19 protein-coding genes are annotated in these 15656 nt (G+C 61.4%); 11 read left to right on the top strand and 8 right to left on the bottom strand.

Going from position 1 to position 15656, the window contains the following annotated elements; genetic code table 11:
• The first annotated feature begins 2 nt into the window (after positions 1–2).
• Together WNE31_RS04455 and WNE31_RS04450 are read left to right on the top strand one after the other, a co-directional pair.
• Complete coding sequence (locus WNE31_RS04455; RefSeq protein WP_349978500.1) at positions 3–581, top strand: hypothetical protein; 579 nt, start codon at positions 3–5, stop codon at positions 579–581.
• A gap of 53 nt (positions 582–634) precedes the next feature.
• Entirely contained in the window at positions 635–952 is a 318-nt protein-coding gene (locus WNE31_RS04450; protein WP_349978499.1) for a hypothetical protein, read from the top strand.
• 7 nt (positions 953–959) lie between these two features.
• Here the strand turns inward: WNE31_RS04450 and mnmA are convergent, their stop codons facing one another.
• Entirely contained in the window at positions 960–2105 is a 1146-nt protein-coding gene (gene mnmA, locus WNE31_RS04445) for a tRNA 2-thiouridine(34) synthase MnmA (protein WP_349978498.1), read from the bottom strand.
• A gap of 139 nt (positions 2106–2244) precedes the next feature.
• On the opposite strand from mnmA, the gene sciP reads away from it, so the two are divergent.
• The 5 genes from sciP (at position 2245) to WNE31_RS04420 (ending at position 8004) form a co-directional block, all read left to right on the top strand.
• Complete coding sequence (sciP, locus tag WNE31_RS04440) at positions 2245–2523, top strand: CtrA inhibitor SciP (protein WP_349978497.1); 279 nt, start codon at positions 2245–2247, stop codon at positions 2521–2523.
• A 93-nt stretch (positions 2524–2616) separates the two neighbouring features.
• A complete protein-coding gene (gene ctrA, locus WNE31_RS04435) occupies positions 2617–3336 on the top strand; it encodes a response regulator transcription factor CtrA (RefSeq protein WP_349978496.1) in 720 nt (239 codons plus the stop codon).
• Between the two features lie 100 nt (positions 3337–3436).
• Positions 3437–5686, top strand: a complete 2250-nt coding sequence (gene ligA, locus WNE31_RS04430) for an NAD-dependent DNA ligase LigA (RefSeq protein WP_349978903.1) — start codon at positions 3437–3439, stop codon at positions 5684–5686.
• A complete protein-coding gene (recG, locus tag WNE31_RS04425) occupies positions 5683–7773 on the top strand; it encodes an ATP-dependent DNA helicase RecG (RefSeq protein WP_349978495.1) in 2091 nt (696 codons plus the stop codon). The genes ligA and recG overlap by 4 nt, the downstream gene beginning before the upstream one ends.
• 108 nt (positions 7774–7881) lie before the next feature.
• Positions 7882–8004 (top strand): hypothetical protein, encoded by a 123-nt coding sequence (locus WNE31_RS04420; protein ID WP_349978494.1) that lies wholly within the window; start codon positions 7882–7884, stop codon positions 8002–8004.
• Between the two features lie 218 nt (positions 8005–8222).
• Here WNE31_RS04420 and WNE31_RS04415 read toward each other — a convergent pair whose 3' ends face one another.
• The gene (locus WNE31_RS04415; RefSeq protein WP_349978493.1) at positions 8223–8672 is read right to left on the bottom strand and encodes an iron-sulfur cluster assembly scaffold protein; all 450 of its coding nucleotides are present in this window, start codon (positions 8670–8672) and stop codon (positions 8223–8225) included.
• 67 nt (positions 8673–8739) lie between these two features.
• Here WNE31_RS04415 and hisI point away from each other — a divergent pair, with 67 nt between their 5' ends.
• Entirely contained in the window at positions 8740–9099 is a 360-nt protein-coding gene (hisI, locus tag WNE31_RS04410; RefSeq protein WP_349978492.1) for a phosphoribosyl-AMP cyclohydrolase, read from the top strand.
• Positions 9100–9122: 23 nt separating this feature from the next.
• On the opposite strand, the gene WNE31_RS04405 is transcribed toward hisI, so the two are convergent.
• Both WNE31_RS04405 and WNE31_RS04400 read right to left on the bottom strand, forming a co-directional pair.
• Positions 9123–9542: a hypothetical protein gene (locus WNE31_RS04405; RefSeq protein WP_349978491.1), complete on the bottom strand. Its 420-nt coding sequence runs from the start codon at positions 9540–9542 to the stop codon at positions 9123–9125.
• 9 nt (positions 9543–9551) lie between these two features.
• Positions 9552–10754: a pyridoxal phosphate-dependent aminotransferase gene (locus tag WNE31_RS04400; RefSeq protein WP_349978490.1), complete on the bottom strand. Its 1203-nt coding sequence runs from the start codon at positions 10752–10754 to the stop codon at positions 9552–9554.
• A gap of 85 nt (positions 10755–10839) precedes the next feature.
• Between WNE31_RS04400 and WNE31_RS04395 the strand changes: the two genes are divergently transcribed.
• The 3 genes from WNE31_RS04395 (at position 10840) to WNE31_RS04385 (ending at position 12109) form a co-directional block, all read left to right on the top strand.
• Entirely contained in the window at positions 10840–11265 is a 426-nt protein-coding gene (locus WNE31_RS04395) for a helix-turn-helix domain-containing protein (protein WP_349978489.1), read from the top strand.
• Positions 11258–11518 carry a succinate dehydrogenase assembly factor 2 gene (locus tag WNE31_RS04390; protein WP_349978488.1) on the top strand — a complete coding sequence of 87 codons (261 nt, stop codon included), beginning with the start codon at positions 11258–11260 and terminating at the stop codon, positions 11516–11518. The genes WNE31_RS04395 and WNE31_RS04390 overlap by 8 nt, the downstream gene beginning before the upstream one ends.
• A 93-nt stretch (positions 11519–11611) precedes the next feature.
• The gene (locus WNE31_RS04385) at positions 11612–12109 is read left to right on the top strand and encodes a MarR family winged helix-turn-helix transcriptional regulator (RefSeq protein ID WP_349978487.1); all 498 of its coding nucleotides are present in this window, start codon (positions 11612–11614) and stop codon (positions 12107–12109) included.
• 39 nt (positions 12110–12148) lie between these two features.
• Here the strand turns inward: WNE31_RS04385 and WNE31_RS04380 are convergent, their stop codons facing one another.
• From WNE31_RS04380 to WNE31_RS04365, 4 genes are all read right to left on the bottom strand, one after another.
• Positions 12149–12868, bottom strand: a complete 720-nt coding sequence (locus tag WNE31_RS04380) for a DUF1194 domain-containing protein (protein ID WP_349978486.1) — start codon at positions 12866–12868, stop codon at positions 12149–12151.
• A complete protein-coding gene (locus WNE31_RS04375) occupies positions 12868–13296 on the bottom strand; it encodes a VOC family protein (protein ID WP_349978485.1) in 429 nt (142 codons plus the stop codon). Before WNE31_RS04375 ends, WNE31_RS04380 begins: the two co-directional genes overlap by 1 nt.
• A gap of 71 nt (positions 13297–13367) precedes the next feature.
• A complete protein-coding gene (locus WNE31_RS04370) occupies positions 13368–14774 on the bottom strand; it encodes a hypothetical protein (protein ID WP_349978484.1) in 1407 nt (468 codons plus the stop codon).
• Positions 14740–15642, bottom strand: coding sequence for a thymidylate synthase (locus tag WNE31_RS04365; RefSeq protein ID WP_349978483.1), 903 nt, complete (start codon positions 15640–15642; stop codon positions 14740–14742). Before WNE31_RS04365 ends, WNE31_RS04370 begins: the two co-directional genes overlap by 35 nt.
• Between the last annotated feature and the right edge of the window lie 14 nt (positions 15643–15656).

Here is a 15656-nt window from a genome sequence, read left to right as displayed (position 1 = left end):
TCATGCTGGCCCATCTGGGAATGGCACTGTCGGCGGCGCTGGCGCTTGTGGCGACCAATCTCGACAATCTGGCAGTCATGGTCGCGCTGTTGCTGACCACGCCGCGCCTGCGGGTCGTGGGCGGCTATGCAACGGCGCAGGCGTTGGTGCTCGGGCTTGCCCTGCTGGTGGCGGAAGGGGCAGACACCGCGATGCCCGGATGGACCGGATACCTTGGGGTGATCCCTCTGTCGCTGGGCTTGTGGGGCGTCTGGGGACAGTGGCGAGATAACGGGCCCGAGGACAAGCCCCGGACGACACGCGGCACGTTCCTGGCTTGTGTGGTTCTGTTTGCCAGTCTTTCGACCGACAGTTTCGCAGCCTTTGCGCCGCTTCTGGCCGACAGTGCCCCAGCCTTTCGTGTGTCGGCCCTGATCGGGGCCGCGTTGGCCGCGCTGGGGCTGGCGGCGGTGGGGCTGGCCCTGTCCGAGGGGGCGCGACAGGGTGGCGGCTGGGTGCGCCGGTTAGAACAGCTTGGCCCCTATGCCATGATCGCCGTTGGTCTTTACGTGCTGGCCAACAGCGGCACTGATATGGTTTGACGCCCGCGCCCTAACTTGGCAGTCTTTCCGACGCAGCATGAGAGGAGGGCGCAATGAAGCAGTTCTGGCTGATTGGGGCGGGGGCTTGCGCATCCCTGATCTCTCACGGTGCCGAGGCCAGTGTCGCCTGCACTGTTCTGAACAACTCCGTGACCGAAACCACCGTGACGCTTTACGCCGCCCCCGATGCCGCTGCCGCACCACTCCGGCAGGTGCCCTCAGGCGATCTGGTGCTCTATCCGCAAGCGGACCTTGCCCCCAAACAGGCCGCGGGCTGGGCGTGGGTGCGCCATGACAAGACCCAGCGGGACATTTGGCAAAGCGGCCTTTACGGCTGGATGCCGTTGGAAAACCTGACCGATTGCGGCTAGCGGCGCGCTAGTAGCCGCGCCAGATCCAGCCCCCGCCAAAGATGCGGCTGCCTTCGCTGGCGTAGAACACACAGGCCTGCCCCGGTGAGACACCTTCCTCGGGGGTCAGCAGTTCCACCTCGGCCGTGGTCGGGCCGGTGGGGCGGATGATGGCGTCGCGCGGCGGACGGGTCGAGCGGACCTTGACCTTGAGATGCCATTCGGGGCGGCTGCCAAAGGGCTCATCCCCAAGCCAGTTGATCTCGCGCACGGGGATCACCCGAGTGGCCAGCATTTCTTTCGGGCCGACCACCACCTGTTTCTTGTCCACGTCCAGTTTGACCACGTATAGGGGCTCGCTCAGGCCGCCGATGCCAAGGCCGCGCCTTTGTCCGATCGTGTAGTGGATCACGCCGTCATGCTGGCCCAGAACCTTGCCTTCTGGGTCGACGATCTCGCCCGGTTCGGCCGCGCCGGGGCGCAGCTTTTCGATCACCGACGCATAGTTGCCGTCGGGCACAAAACAGATGTCCTGGCTGTCGGGCTTGTCGGCCACGGCAAGGCCATATTCCGCCGCAAGGGCGCGGGTCGCATCCTTGTTGGGCAGGTGGCCCAGCGGGAAACGCAGGTAATCCAGCTGTTCCGGCGTGGTCGAGAACAAGAAATAGCTCTGATCGCGGCGCGCATCCTCGGCCGAGTGCAGTTCCGGCCCGTTCGGTCCCATCTTGCGCTGGATGTAATGCCCCGTCGCCATGCAGTCAGCCTCAAGATCCTTGGCCGTTTCCAGCAGATCCTTGAACTTTACCCGCTCGTTGCAGCGAATGCAGGGCACGGGCGTCGCCCCCGCGAGATAGCTTTCTGCGAACTCATCAATCACGGCGTCCTGAAAGATATTCTCGTAATCCAGCACGTAATGGGGAAAGCCCTTTTCCTCGGCCACGCGGCGTGCGTCGTGAATGTCGATCCCTGCACAGCACGCGCCTTTCTTGGCCAGCGCCGCGCCATGGTCATAGAGTTGCAGCGTCACGCCGACCACGTCATAGCCTTCGTCCGCCAGACGCGCAGCCACGACCGAACTGTCCACGCCGCCCGACATGGCCACCACGACACGGGTTTCCGACGGGGGTTTGGCAAAGCCAAGGGAATTCAGGTTTGTATCGCTGTCCAGCGCCATGTGAGTCGCTCCTGTAGGAAGTCGTCAAGAATATAGGAAAATCCTAACTACTCTCAAGAGGCAGTTTCACCGCTCGTTAAGCCGGATTGGGCAGCATCTTGGCGATGTTTCATGGGAATGGGTAAAGAGGGACCGGGTGATGTATCTCAAGAAAGTGGATGGGCCGCGCACAGTGACGACCAAAGGCGGTGAGGTGATGAGCCTTGCAGACCTGCCACCGGCCAACACGCGGCGCTGGGTGGCGTCCCGCAAGGCGGCGGTGGTGCGCGGGGTGGCCTATGGGTTGATTTCCAAGGAAGACGCCCTGCGCCGCTACAGTCTGAGCGAAGAAGAATTCCAGGAATGGGTCAGCGCGGTCAGCAACCATGGCGTTGATGCTCTCAAGGCCACGAATACGCAAAGGTATAGACAACTTTAGGTTGTTTTGATAATTCTGACCTAAAGTAACCGTGAATTAACTATTTTTGATCAGGGTTGATCGCAATCTGGACCTTTGAGCAAGGAGCTTTCCATGCGCGTATTGTTGGTAGAGGACGATCCGGCAACCTCGAAAAGCATTGAGATGATGCTGACCCATGCGAACCTGAACGTCTATGCGACCGATCTTGGGGAGGAAGGGATCGATCTGGCCAAGCTGTACGATTACGATCTGATCCTGCTTGATTTGGGTCTGCCCGATATGAATGGCCACGAGGTGCTGCGCCAGTTGCGCCTAGCGCGGATCGACACGCCAATCCTGATCCTGTCAGGGGATGACAATACTGACAGCAAAATCAAGGGGTTCGGGTTCGGAGCCGATGATTACCTGACCAAACCTTTCCACCGCGAAGAACTTGTGGCACGGATTCACGCGATCATCCGGCGCTCCAAGGGACATTCCCAGTCTGTCATTCACACCGGCAAGATTTCGGTCAACCTTGATGCCAAGACCGTGGATGTGGACGGCAAGCCCGTGCATCTGACCGGCAAGGAGTACCAGATGCTGGAACTTCTGTCTCTGCGCAAGGGGACAACCCTGACCAAGGAAATGTTCCTGAACCATCTTTATGGCGGTATGGATGAACCCGAACTTAAAATCATCGATGTGTTCATCTGCAAGTTGCGCAAGAAACTGTCCGAGGCGACAGGCGGTGACAACCATATCGAAACGGTGTGGGGGCGTGGATACGTGCTGCGCGATCCCCAACCTGTGATCCACGAGGATGAAGAACGGCTTGCCCTGAGGGCGTAATCCGCCCGCTTGTCGCTGGACCTTGGAGGCCTGCGCGCCTATCACTTGAGGAAAGCGACAGGAGGGGCCGGGCGTGAGCGGCGACAACGACATTTCCAAACTGACCAAGGCCGAGGCGCAACAGGAACTGGAGCGGCTCGCGCAGATCTTGGACGAGGCCAACACCGCCTATCATACGGCCGATGCGCCGGTCATGTCGGATGCCGAATTTGATGCGCTGAAACGGCGCAATGCGGCGATAGAGGCTGCCTTTCCTGACCTGAAACGCGCCGACAGCCCCTCGGATCAGGTGGGTGCCGCCCCGTCTGAGGGCTTTGGCAAGATCACCCATGCGATCCCGATGCTGTCGCTTGGCAATGCCTTTGCCGACGAGGACGTCACGGATTTTGACGACCGGATTCGCAAGTATCTTGGCTTCGGGCGGGACGATGACCTGACCTATACCGCCGAGCCCAAGATCGACGGGCTGAGCCTGTCGCTGCGCTATGAGAAGGGCGTTCTGAAATACGCGGCAACACGCGGAGACGGGACCACCGGCGAAAACGTCACCGAAAATGCCCGCACCATCGGGGACATCCCGCAAGAGATCGCGGATGCGCCAGAGATTCTCGAGGTGCGCGGCGAGGTCTATATGAGCCATGCCGATTTCGAGGCGCTGAACGACCGAATTGCACGGGAAAACGAAGCGCGGGAACAGGCGGGCAAACGCACCCTGTCGAAATTTGCCAACCCGCGCAATGCCGCGGCGGGCAGCCTGCGCCAGCTGGATCCCGCGATCACGCGGGACCGGCCCTTGCGCTTTTTCGCTTATGCCTGGGGCGCGCTCAGCGCGCCTTTGGCCGACACCCAATGGGACGCGATCCAGCGTCTGGCCAGTTTCGGGTTCGTGGTGAATGACCTCACGCGCGCCTGCGAAGGACCCGAGGCCCTGATCGCCCATTATCGTAGCATTGAATCCCAACGCGCGACCTTGGGCTATGACATCGACGGGGTGGTTTACAAGGTGAACCGGCTGGATCTTCAGGCGCGTCTGGGGTTCCGGGCCACAACGCCCCGCTGGGCCGTAGCGCATAAGTTCCCGGCGGAACTGGCCTGGACCCGGCTTGAAGGGATCGACATCCAAGTCGGACGCACCGGCGCGCTGAGCCCTGTGGCGCGGCTGACACCGGTGACGGTGGGTGGCGTGGTCGTGTCGAACGCGACCTTGCACAACGAAGATTACATCGAGGGGCGCGACAGCAAGGGGGCGTCGATCCGCGGGGGCAAGGACATCCGCGTGGGCGACTGGGTGCAGGTCTATCGGGCGGGCGACGTGATCCCGAAAGTGGCCGATGTGGACCTTTCCAAGCGCCCCGGTGATGCGGTGCCTTATGCTTTTCCGACCGTGTGTCCGGAATGCGGATCCGACGCGGTGCGCGAAGAGGGCGACGCGGTGCGCCGCTGTACCGGTGGTATGATTTGCCCCGCGCAGGCCATTGAAAAGTTGAAACATTTCGTGTCGCGCAAGGCATTTGACATTGAAGGCTTGGGCGCGAAACAGGTCGAACAGTTCTATGGCGACGGATGGATTCGCCAGCCCGCCGATATCTTCGATCTCGAGGACAGGTACGGTTCGGGATTGCAACAGTTGAAGAACCGCGAGGGCTGGGGGGAAACCTCGGCCAACAACCTGTTCCGCGCCATCGCGGACAAGCGTGAAATCGCTTTGGCGCGGCTCATCTTCGGGTTGGGCATCCGCCATGTGGGGGAGGTCGGCGCGCGGGATCTGGCGCTACATTTCCAGACATGGGAGGCCATGGCGACCTCGGTCGATGAGGCCCGTCCGGCGGCACTGGCCCATCGCGCGGCCGATATGGCCGAGGACGCGGAACGCCAGAAGGCGGCGGAGGAAGGCCGCCGTGCGCGCATTGCCGAAACCCGCGCCGCAGCGATGGCCGAGTGTGACGTCTCTGACGCGGCGATGGCGGCGTGGCAGGATCTCATCGGGGTGGACGGGATCGGCGCGACACTTGGCCTGTCGCTCTCGGACGCCTTTGCCAATGAAGATGAGCGCGCAGCCTTTGACCGGCTGGTGGAAAAACTGACGATCATCCCGCCCGAAGCCCCCGCTGCCGAAAGCCCCGTGGCTGGAAAAACGGTGGTCTTTACCGGTACGCTGGAAAAGATGACACGGGCCGAGGCCAAGGCGCGGGCGGAATCGCTCGGGGCCAAGGTTTCAGGGTCGGTGTCTGGCAAGACCGATCTACTGGTGGCGGGGCCGGGGGCGGGCTCGAAGGCCAAGAAGGCGGCGGAACTGGGAGTGGAAACCATTGACGAGGACGCCTGGCTGGCGTTGATCGAGGGGCTATGACCGGGCGGCCGGAACTCCTGTTTCCGCTTTTTGCCGACATCACCACGCTGGCGGGGGTGGGCCCGAAAGTGGCACAAAATCTTGCCCAGATTGACATTCAAAGGCCGCGTGACCTATTGTTTTCGCTGCCATATTCCGGCGTCGACCGACAAAGGCGTAGTTCGGTTCTGGATGCGGAACTGCCCAATACCGTGACGGTCGAAGTGTTGATCGGCGCGCACCGGCCTGCACGCAATCGTGGCGGTGCCTATCGCGTCACGGTCGAGGATTCACGCACGGCGTTTCAGTTGGTATTCTTCCATGCGCGGGGCGATTACCTCAAGAAAGTGCTGCCCGAAGGCGAACGCCGGATCGTGTCGGGCAAGGTCGAACTGTTCGACGGTGTGCCCCAGATGGTGCATCCCGACCACATCGTGACCGAGGCCGAAGCTGCCGAGATCCCGGCGTTTGAACCGGTCTATCCGCTGACGGCGGGGGTGACGCTGAAGACGATGCACAAGGCCACGCGCGCGGCGCTTGAAAAACTGCCCGTGCTTGAGGAATGGATTGACCCGAGCCAGAAATCGCAGGCCAAATGGCCCGACTGGCACGCCGCCATGGCCAAGGCGCACACCCCGACGCAGTTGGCTGATCTGGCGGCGACGGCCCCGGCGCGCGAACGGCTGGCCTATGACGAATTTTTTGCCCATCAGGTCACGCTTGCGCTGGCGCGGTCAAAACTGCAGCGGGCCAAGGGCATCATCAGCGAGGCCACCGGTGCGTTGCAGCGCAAGGTGTTGTCGGCGCTGCCTTATACCCCGACTGATGCGCAGGGGCGCGCGATTGCCGATGTGACGCGCGACATGGCCAAACCGCTGCGGATGAACAGGTTGTTGCAGGGCGATGTGGGCGCGGGCAAAACGCTGGTCGCGTTCATGTCGCTGCTGGTCGCGGTCGAGGCTGGCGGGCAGGGGGTGATGATGGCCCCGACCGAGATCTTGGCCCGTCAACATCTTGCCGGGTTGCGCCCCTTGGCCGAAAGCGCCGGTGTGGTGCTGGAACTGCTGACCGGGCGTGACAAGGGGAAAGAGCGCAAGGCCAAGCTTGATGCGCTGGCGCGGGGCGATATCCACATTCTTGTGGGTACCCATGCCGTGTTTCAGCCCGATGTGCATTTTGCCGATCTGCGGTTGGCAATCATTGACGAACAGCACCGGTTCGGCGTGCGCCAAAGGCTGGAGCTGGGCAAGAAAGGCGCGGGGGTCGATGTGCTGGTGATGACGGCGACGCCGATCCCGCGCTCGCTGGCGCTGGCGCAGTATGGGGATATGGATGTCTCGATCCTTGACGAGAAACCGCCGGGGCGCCAACCGATCAAGACCGCGCTGATTTCGACCGCCCGTATGCAAGAGGTGGTCGAGCACCTGCGCAAGGCCGTGTCCGAGGGCAAACAGGCCTATTGGGTCTGTCCGCTTGTGGATGAAAGCGAAAGCGTCGACCTGACCGCCGCGGAAGAGCGGTTCAAACACCTGCGCGCGGCCCTTGGCGAAGGGGTGGTGGGATTGGTGCATGGCCAGATGCCGCCGGCCGAAAAAGACGCGGCAATGGCGGCGTTCCAGCGCGGTGACACCAGTGTTTTGGTCGCGACCACGGTGATCGAGGTCGGTGTGGACGTGCCCAATGCCACGATCATGGTGATCGAACGGGCCGAGATTTTTGGTCTGGCCCAGCTGCACCAGCTGCGCGGCCGGGTGGGGCGGGGCGATCAGGCGTCGACCTGTCTGTTGATGTATCAGGCCCCGCTGAGCGAGAACGGCGAAAAACGCCTGACCACCCTGCGCGAAACCGAGGACGGGTTCCGCATTGCCGAGACCGATCTGGAAATGCGGGGCACGGGTGACCTGATCGGCACGGCCCAATCCGGTGTGCCGCGTTTCCGGATTGCAGACCTCGAATCGCAGACGGCGCTGATGGCGGTGGCCCAGAGCGACGCCAGAAAACTGCTCAATGACGACCCGTCGTTGGAAACCGCACGGGGACGGGCGGCGCGTGTTCTGTTGTGGCTGATGGAGCAGGACCAAGCCATTCGTTTGATATCAGTGGGTTAACAGCCTGCGTTCCACTTTGTTCGCAAATGTTCTCATAAAGTTCTTTACAGACCGTTAAAGATATGAGAACAAAGTAGCAACAAAGACGTTTCGAGCAGGAGACACCTGATGGTACAGCAAATCAAATCCGTTCTTCGCAATTCCCGCGACACACTGGTTCAGGATGCGATTGGCGCTGTGTCTCTGATCGTGATGATGGTGGTTGTCCTGCATCTGCCTGTCTTTGCCTGAGTTTCTGCCCGCATGATGGTGCCGGCGCTTTTCACGCATCCTGTCCCCAATTTGATGCTACGCGACTGACACTGCCTGTCTTACGGTCTTGGAAGGGACTGCCTCATCCCCCTTCGAAGAAACGCCTCCGGGTCCCACATCATCATGCACACCTTGCCCGCCGCCTGCCTGCCAGCAGTGCGGCGGTTTTTTTGTGTGATGCTCAAAAACGAGGGGGGTCAGGCGCAGTCGGCCTGTTCCGCCTGTTCCAGCGCCTCGACCGTTGCGTCGAGCGCCAGCATGATAGATGCATGCCGGTTCTTGTAGTCGCGGGCAGGGCGCAAAACTTCCAGTTCCTCAAACGGGGCGGGCGGTGTCGGGCCATCCTGCTTCAACATGGCCTTCAGCGCATCGCGCGCGGCCTCTAACTCGGCGCGGGTGCGCCCGATCACATGGCCCCCCACAACCGAGGCCGCCGCCTGCCCAAGAGCGCAGGCTTTGACGTCCTGTCCGAAATCCACGATTCGTCCGTCTTTCACATCGACGTCCACGGTCACAGTCGATCCGCACAGAGGCGAGCGTTTCTTGACCGTGGCATCCGGATCCGACAGGCGCGTGGTGTGCGGAATCTCTGCGGCCAGCGCCAGAATACGCCCTGAATACAGCTTGATAAGATCGTTTTCGGACATCCGATATTTCCTTTGCCACGTCTTTCCTAGATAGAGGGCACAGCCCAAGATGCAAAGGAATTCTGACATGTCATTTGACCCGGCGACCCTCACCTATAACGATGCGGGCCTGATCCCGGCCATTGCGCAGGATGCCGAAACCGGCGAGATCCTGATGATGGCCTGGATGAACGCCGAGGCCGTGCAACGCACGCTGGACACCGGCAAGGTAACCTACTGGTCGCGCTCGCGCCAGTCGTTCTGGGTCAAGGGGGAAAGCTCGGGGCATGTGCAGGCGCTGGTGGATTTCCGCGTGGATTGTGACCGCGACTGCATTCTCGTGACCGTGAACCAGACCGGTCCGGCCTGTCACACCAACCGGCGCAGCTGTTTCTATACTGCCGTGCGGAATGGTGAAGAAGTCGAACTGATGACGCCGATGGTCTGAGACCCAACAGGTCAGGGCGGGGGTCAGCCCGCCTTGATCTTGCTGTCTTTCATCAGGCGGTCCGCCTTTTTGCGCACCAGAACCGAACGCAGGTCATGCATGGCCAGCAGCAGCGCGTCGGTGACCTCTTCAAGCTGTTCCTCGGTCGCGCGGGATTGCGCCCATTGCGCGGTCAGATTCATGTGGTCGACCGCGCGCAGGATGTCGTCAATATCGCGATAGGCCAGCAATTCCTGCCGTTCCGTCATCCACTCGCGGATCACGTCCAGATCCTTGTCCGACAGGATGCGGTCGCCATGGGGTTTGATCTCGCCGTTGCGAATGTTCACAACGGCGATCTGGTCCATGTCGATGCGGCGCTGGCGGTTTTCTGTATCCACGCGATAGACCAGCGCCCCGTTTTCGCGGACACGGAAATAATACTCGGGCAGATCGGTCGACATGCAGTCCCCTTACGTCAGCGCAGCGCAGAAATCCTGAATCCGGCCACAGGCCGTTTTCAGCGCCTCGTCCGAGGTAGCGTAGCTGACGCGGAAGTTTGGCGAAAGCCCGAATGCCGCGCCGAACACCACCGCGACGTCCGCTTCTTCCAGAAGGGCGGTGGCAAAGGCCTCGTCACTGTCGATCACGGTGCCCGCCGGGGTGGTCTTGCCGATCAGGCCCGCGATGGAGGGATAGACGTAGAACGCCCCTTCCGGCACCGGGCAGGTGATGCCGTCGATCGCGGACAGCATCGACACGACAAGGTCGCGGCGGCGCTGGAAGATCACGTTGTTCTCGGGCAGGTAGTCCTGCGGTCCGTTCAGCGCCTCGACCGCCGCCCATTGCGACACCGAGCAGGGGTTCGAGGTCGATTGTGACTGAATCTTGCGCATGGCGGCAATCAGTTCAACCGGTCCCGCCGCATATCCAATACGCCAGCCGGTCATGGCATAGGCCTTGCTGACGCCGTTGCAGGTCAGGGTGCGTTCGTAAAGGGCGGGTTCAACCTCGGCCGGGGTGCAGAAGGTGAAATCGTCATAGGCCAGGTGTTCATACATGTCGTCGGTCATGACCCAGACATGGGGATGCCGCATCAGAACATCGGTCAGCGCCTTCAACTCGTCCCGGCTATAGCCTGCGCCGGTCGGGTTCGACGGAGAGTTGAAGATCAGCCACTTGGTTTTCGCCGTAATCGCCGCCTCAAGCTGGTCGGGCGTCAATTTGAAATTGTTCTCAAGCGTGGCGGGCGCGATCACCGGTTCCCCCCCGGCCAAAAGCACCATATCGGGGTAGCTGACCCAATAAGGGGCAGGGATCACCACCTCGTCGCCGGGGTTCAGGGTGGCCATCAGGGCGTTATACAGGATCTGCTTGCCGCCGGTGCCGACGCTGATCTGGTTCGGCGCATAGTCCAGACCGTTGTCACGTTTCAGTTTGGCGCAAATCGCCTGTTTCAGCTCTGGGATACCGTCTACAGGAGTGTATTTGGTCTTGCCCGCCGTGATGGCGGCGACGGCCGCGTCCTTGATGTTCTGGGGCGTGTCGAAATCGGGTTCGCCCGCGCCGAGGCCGATCACGTCGCGCCCTGCCGCCTTCAGCTCGGCCGCTTTGGTGGTCACGGCGATGGTGGGCGAAGGTTTGACGCGGGAAAGTGTCGCGGACAGGAAAGTCATGGCGGGCCTCGTTTGAATTTAATGCCGTCATGTCTTAGGTTGCCCGCAACGCCCATTCAAGCGCGAAGGCAGGAAAGGACACCGCATGGCCCAGGATTTCGACGCCGAAGACACGCAAGAGAATTGGTACGGCGAAGATGTCGCCACCTTTGGCGACCGGCTGGCCGCCGCGCGCCAGAAGGCAGGCATGACCAAGCGCCAGTTTGCCAAACGTCTTGGGGTGAAACTGTCCACCGTGCGCAGCTGGGAAGATGATTTCAGCGAACCCCGTGCCAACAAGCTGCAGATGATGGCCGGCCTTTTGAACGTGTCGGTGGTGTGGCTGCTCATGGGCGAGGGCGAAGGGCTGAACACAGATCCCGATCAGACCACCGAAGACGACGCCGACCTGTCTGGACTTCTGCGGGAAATCCGCGGTATCCGCATCCAGATGAAAAGCAACCTGGACCATCTGGCACGGCTGGAAAAACGTCTGCGCCAGAAAGTGAATGAAGGCACCCCGCATGAGTGAAACCCGCGAAAACCGTCTCAAGCGTATCTGGATGCGGTCGAAATATCGCGGCATTCGCGAAATGGACCTGATCCTGCAACAGTTTTGTCAGGACAATCTGGAACAGATGGACGAGGCGACGCTCGATCTCTATGACGCGCTGCTTTATGAAAACGATCAGGATCTTTACCAATGGGTGACCGGACAGGTGGAAACCCCCGAGAAATTCCGCGCATTGGTGCATGACATTTCGCTGACCTTCAACCGCGCGTAATTACTCGCATTTTAGACACCTGCGACCCACTTAACCGATTCTTGGGTTTTTCCCGTCAGTTTCCGATCAAAGCAAAGAGTGTCGGAGACGAATATGAGTATGCACGCGCCAGTTGGGGCGACCTCGGACAAGGGGTTCATGACCGGGTATCTGGATTCGCTGGCGTTGGTCGAACGCTTGCATCGTCTTTTGCTGGACGTCATCAAGGACGAATTCGAACGGGTCGGTATTCTGGACATCAACGCGGTGCAGGCGCTGCTCTTGTTCAATATCGGCGATAACGAGGTAACGGCGGGCGAGTTGAAATCGCGCGGTTACTATCAAGGCAGCAATGTCAGCTACAATCTGAAAAAGCTGGTCGAAATGGGCTATATGCACCACCAGCGGTGCGAGATTGACCGCCGGTCGGTGCGGGTGCGCCTGACACAGCGCGGGCGCGAGATTCGCGATATCGTGAACGCCTTGTTCGAACGCCACGCCGAAGGGTTGCAGAGCAAGGGCGTGCTGAGCTGTGAAGGCATCGACACGATCACCTTTGCCCTGAAACGGGTCGAACGGTATTGGACGGATCAGATCCGCTACATCTATTAGGGCGCGGCGGGCACCCGGGTCACGGCGCCCGGTTCAGGTTCACAAGTGTGGGTGCCCGTTTCTGAAAAACTGTGACAGGTTCAGACCCTGCAGTTCCCGCAACAGCTTGCGCCGCATCGCACGCTCATAATCCTTGAACCCGTCAGCGGCCTCGACAAAGGCGTCCACCCCATGCAGCACGTTGGCAGTGTAATAGGCGGTCAGTTCCGCCGCGTCGGGGGTCTGGCCCTGGTCTCTGGGGACCACCACAAGCCCGTTGATGGTGATCCAGTCGGGCAGGGGAATGTCCCTGGGACGCGGTCCGGTGTTCGACTTGCCATCACCCGAAATATCCAGCGTGCGTTTCGGGCACTCACTTTGCTGCTCCAGCAGGGACAGGCCAAAAGCCATCGCTGCCCCAAGTGCGGTCGAGGGATCAGCCGGGCGCCTTTGGGTATCGCGCAGCCGCGTCGTCACGTGGGAAAGGTCGGTTTCGGTGTGGATGTCCTGCCAGTCGACCAAAAGCCGGCGATTGAAATTGCGTGGGCCGCTCCATTCATAAACAGCAATGCGCACGGGCCAGTCCGGCGCCCCGAGAAGGATCTCGCGCACCTCGGGCGACTCCAGAGCATTGGCCAGCCCGTCAAGCTGCAGCCGGTATTCGCCCGCATCAACCGACCCCGACACATCCAGCCCAAGGGCCAGTGCCTGCCGGCAGGCGGCTTCGGCTTCTGTCACGGCGGCTGTCGCGATCATGGCCGCAACGGCCGCGCGCCACATCACCAGTGCCCGGTGTTTTCCATGCTGGCCCAAGGTTCGGCCGGGGCCAGCGCCTCGCCCTGTTGCAAAAGCTCGATCGAGATATTGTCGGGCGACCGCACAAAAGCCATGCGCCCGTCGCGGGGCGGGCGGTTGATCGTGACCCCGTTGTCCATCAGGTGCTGGCAGACCTCGTAGATATTGCCGACCTCGTAGGCGAGATGCCCGAAATGGCGGGAATCGCTGGGCAACCCTTCGTCCCCGTCCCAGTTATAGGTCAACTCGACCGGGCATTCTTCCTGTCCTTCGGGCGCCATGAAGATCAGCGAGAACCGACCCTGTTCATTGTCCCAGCGGCGTGTTTCCTTGAGGCCCAGCAGTTCATAAAACGCCATGGATTTTTCAAGATCGGCCACACGCACCATGGTGTGCAGATATTTCAGATGCATCGTTTTTCCCTTCGACACGCGATTTGCTGACAGATTAGAGGGCTGGCCGGAATTGTCGAGCGCCGCGCGCCTCAAAAAGCCGAACGGATGCCGAAAGTCAGGGACAGCTGTTCCGTATCAAAGCGGCTGACATTCGACTCGGTGCGCAGCGCGCGGAAGGTCATGGTCGGCGCGAAGCCCGCGTAATGCATCTTGTGGAACATCAGTTCGACCTCACCGGCCACCGAGGTATCCTTGCGCCCGCCGGGCACGCTGATAAAGCCGACACGGTAATCGGGATAGTCACTGACCCCCATCTTGAGCGAGGTGCTCAGACGGACCGGCCCGAAGGCATCCTTGAAGCTATAGCCGATCTGCGCAATCGCCCCGCGTGAGGAAAACACCGGGTTGGCATCATCGGTCTGGTTCAGGGTAAACGCGGTCGAGATCCGATTGCCGCTGGCCAGCGTGTGCGCATAGCTGGCGCCGATGCTGGTAAAGATATCCTGCCCACTGCCATTATCGGGGCGGCGCCATTCGTTCACAGCCTTGAAGGACAGGCGGTTGCCTGGCTGCGGGCTCCAGCCCCAGCCGCCTTCCAGCCGCATCTGGTCGTAAAGCGGATCGCCCCCGTACCACGTGCGCCCCGCGATCCCGCCCAGCGACCAGACAGGCCCCTTGGGTTTCAAGCGAAAGGCATGGCGCACCCCCCCTTCAAGCACGGTAAACGCGTAATCCGACCCTTTCGCCGTGGGCGCGATGCTCTTGGCTTCGCTCGACAGGGTGACCTGCCGGGTGAACAGGCGCGCCACTGCGCGGGTTTCGCTGGCTTCAGTCTGGGACAGGCGATAGCTGATCGCGGCGTTCAGCATCGCCTCGATCCCCGAAAGCGCCAGCGCGTCGCCGACATTCACCCCCACCACCGGTACGCCGTCGATGATCATGAAGCGCGACAAGGAACCGTTATTGACGTTAGATGACGGGCTGATTGACCCGGACAGGTTGAATTTCAGAGGGTTGCGCGCCCGTACCTGCTTGAACGCCTTTGCCATTGCTTCTTGCTGGTCCTGTGTCGCGGCGTTGGTATAGGCGCGGCGCAGCCAGTATTGCGCTTGCGTATAGCGCTCATCGCGCATGGCCAGGCTGGCGCTCAGATTGGCGGCGGAATAGCTTTGCAGATCACTGCGGGCATAGCGGAAGGCCGCGCGCGAGGCCTTGCGGGCCGCCTCGGGGTCGCCCATGCCGGCAAACACCATGGCCAGCCCGTAATGCGCCGCCGGATCGGTTGGATCATGTTGCAACAGCCCCATGGCCAGTTGGTAGGCGGCGTTGGCTTTGTTGTGGGTCAGCGCATAGGACAGCGCCTGATGCGCCTGTGCCTGTGTCAGCCCGGTCAGCCGCGTCTCGGTCTGGGGCTGCGCCGATGCGACACCGGCACACAGCCCGAGTGCACAGCCAAGAAACTTACGGCGCAGCATTGTCGCAAAGCGCGGCGTCACCTGCGAGGCCACATTGCGTCAGCACGAAGAAGCCGTATTCCTGTTCGTTGTCGAGGTTTTCCTCGTGGTTTTCCGCAAAGAGCGCGCCCGCGACCGCGGCCGAATCCGTCCCGCCGAAGACGCCGCCATAATCGCCGCGATCCTGTTCCACTTCGCCGTGGGTTTCGACGTCGCCGACAAAGCTGCCATCGGCCTCGATATCGGTCACGATCAGCGACAGGTCTTGCAGGGCAAAGGGCGTGTTCAGCACGATCTGTCGGTTGTAAATGCCGCCATTCACCGCCATGTCGGCAAAGTTGGCATTGATCAGGATTTGCCCGCTGACCAGCAGGGGTTCGCCGGGCAGGATCGAGTCATCCACCGCAGGTGCGCCTGCCGGTGTCGTGCCGCCGTTCAGGATGCCCGCGTAATCCCCGGCATAGGACACCTGACCGGCTGCGGGGCCGGTGCCGATGGGCGGGGCATCGAAATTGCCATTACGCTGATAGAAGGCACCTTGCAGCACGCGGTTGAACTGTCCGCCATCCCCGGCAAGTCCGGCCTGAACGGAACCGTCCTGGCTTTCGCCGACGACGGCAACAAAGAACCGGTCAAGGCTGTCTTCCTGCACGCTATAGGCTTCGTAATCGCCGATATCCTTGGCGGCGTTGCGCTGATAGACGACTTCTACCGGGGTAGAGTCCAGCGCCCAGATTTGCGCGGTCACCGTCTGCGCCGAGGCGTCATAGCTCAGGGATTTGAGGTTGCCCGCGATGGCCTCGGGGACTGTGCCCGTGCCATCGTCTTCCGGGGTTTCGGCAAACGGATTGCTGCCGCCACAAGCGGTCAGGCTGGCCATTGCGGCCATGCACAGGAAAGCGCGGATCATACTAATGCCTCAAT

The organism is Shimia fortis, from assembly GCF_040225985.1.
GTDB lineage: Bacteria > Pseudomonadota > Alphaproteobacteria > Rhodobacterales > Rhodobacteraceae > Shimia.
Note: the sequence above shows the minus strand (reverse complement) of the source record. Positions and strands in the feature narration are given on the sequence as shown.

Bases quoted from the DNA above. Each gene is read 5' to 3' on its own strand.
- sciP (WP_349978497.1), top strand. From the start codon at position 2,245: ATGTATCTCAAGAAAGTGGATGGGCCGCGCACAGTGACGACCAAAGGC.
- WNE31_RS04415 (WP_349978493.1), bottom strand. From the start codon at position 8,672: ATGTCCGAAAACGATCTTATCAAGCTGTATTCAGGGCGTATTCTGGCG.
- WNE31_RS04450 (WP_349978499.1), top strand. From the start codon at position 635: ATGAAGCAGTTCTGGCTGATTGGGGCGGGGGCTTGCGCATCCCTGATC.
- WNE31_RS04365 (WP_349978483.1), bottom strand. From the start codon at position 15,642: ATGATCCGCGCTTTCCTGTGCATGGCCGCAATGGCCAGCCTGACCGCT.
- WNE31_RS04395 (WP_349978489.1), top strand. From the start codon at position 10,840: ATGGCCCAGGATTTCGACGCCGAAGACACGCAAGAGAATTGGTACGGC.
- WNE31_RS04400 (WP_349978490.1), bottom strand. From the start codon at position 10,754: ATGACTTTCCTGTCCGCGACACTTTCCCGCGTCAAACCTTCGCCCACC.
- WNE31_RS04375 (WP_349978485.1), bottom strand. From the start codon at position 13,296: ATGCATCTGAAATATCTGCACACCATGGTGCGTGTGGCCGATCTTGAA.
- ctrA (WP_349978496.1), top strand. From the start codon at position 2,617: ATGCGCGTATTGTTGGTAGAGGACGATCCGGCAACCTCGAAAAGCATT.
- WNE31_RS04380 (WP_349978486.1), bottom strand. From the start codon at position 12,868: ATGTGGCGCGCGGCCGTTGCGGCCATGATCGCGACAGCCGCCGTGACA.
- mnmA (WP_349978498.1), bottom strand. From the start codon at position 2,105: ATGGCGCTGGACAGCGATACAAACCTGAATTCCCTTGGCTTTGCCAAA.
- hisI (WP_349978492.1), top strand. From the start codon at position 8,740: ATGTCATTTGACCCGGCGACCCTCACCTATAACGATGCGGGCCTGATC.
- recG (WP_349978495.1), top strand. From the start codon at position 5,683: ATGACCGGGCGGCCGGAACTCCTGTTTCCGCTTTTTGCCGACATCACC.
- WNE31_RS04390 (WP_349978488.1), top strand. From the start codon at position 11,258: ATGAGTGAAACCCGCGAAAACCGTCTCAAGCGTATCTGGATGCGGTCG.
- WNE31_RS04420 (WP_349978494.1), top strand. From the start codon at position 7,882: ATGGTACAGCAAATCAAATCCGTTCTTCGCAATTCCCGCGACACACTG.
- WNE31_RS04385 (WP_349978487.1), top strand. From the start codon at position 11,612: ATGAGTATGCACGCGCCAGTTGGGGCGACCTCGGACAAGGGGTTCATG.
- WNE31_RS04455 (WP_349978500.1), top strand. From the start codon at position 3: ATGCTGGCCCATCTGGGAATGGCACTGTCGGCGGCGCTGGCGCTTGTG.
- WNE31_RS04405 (WP_349978491.1), bottom strand. From the start codon at position 9,542: ATGTCGACCGATCTGCCCGAGTATTATTTCCGTGTCCGCGAAAACGGG.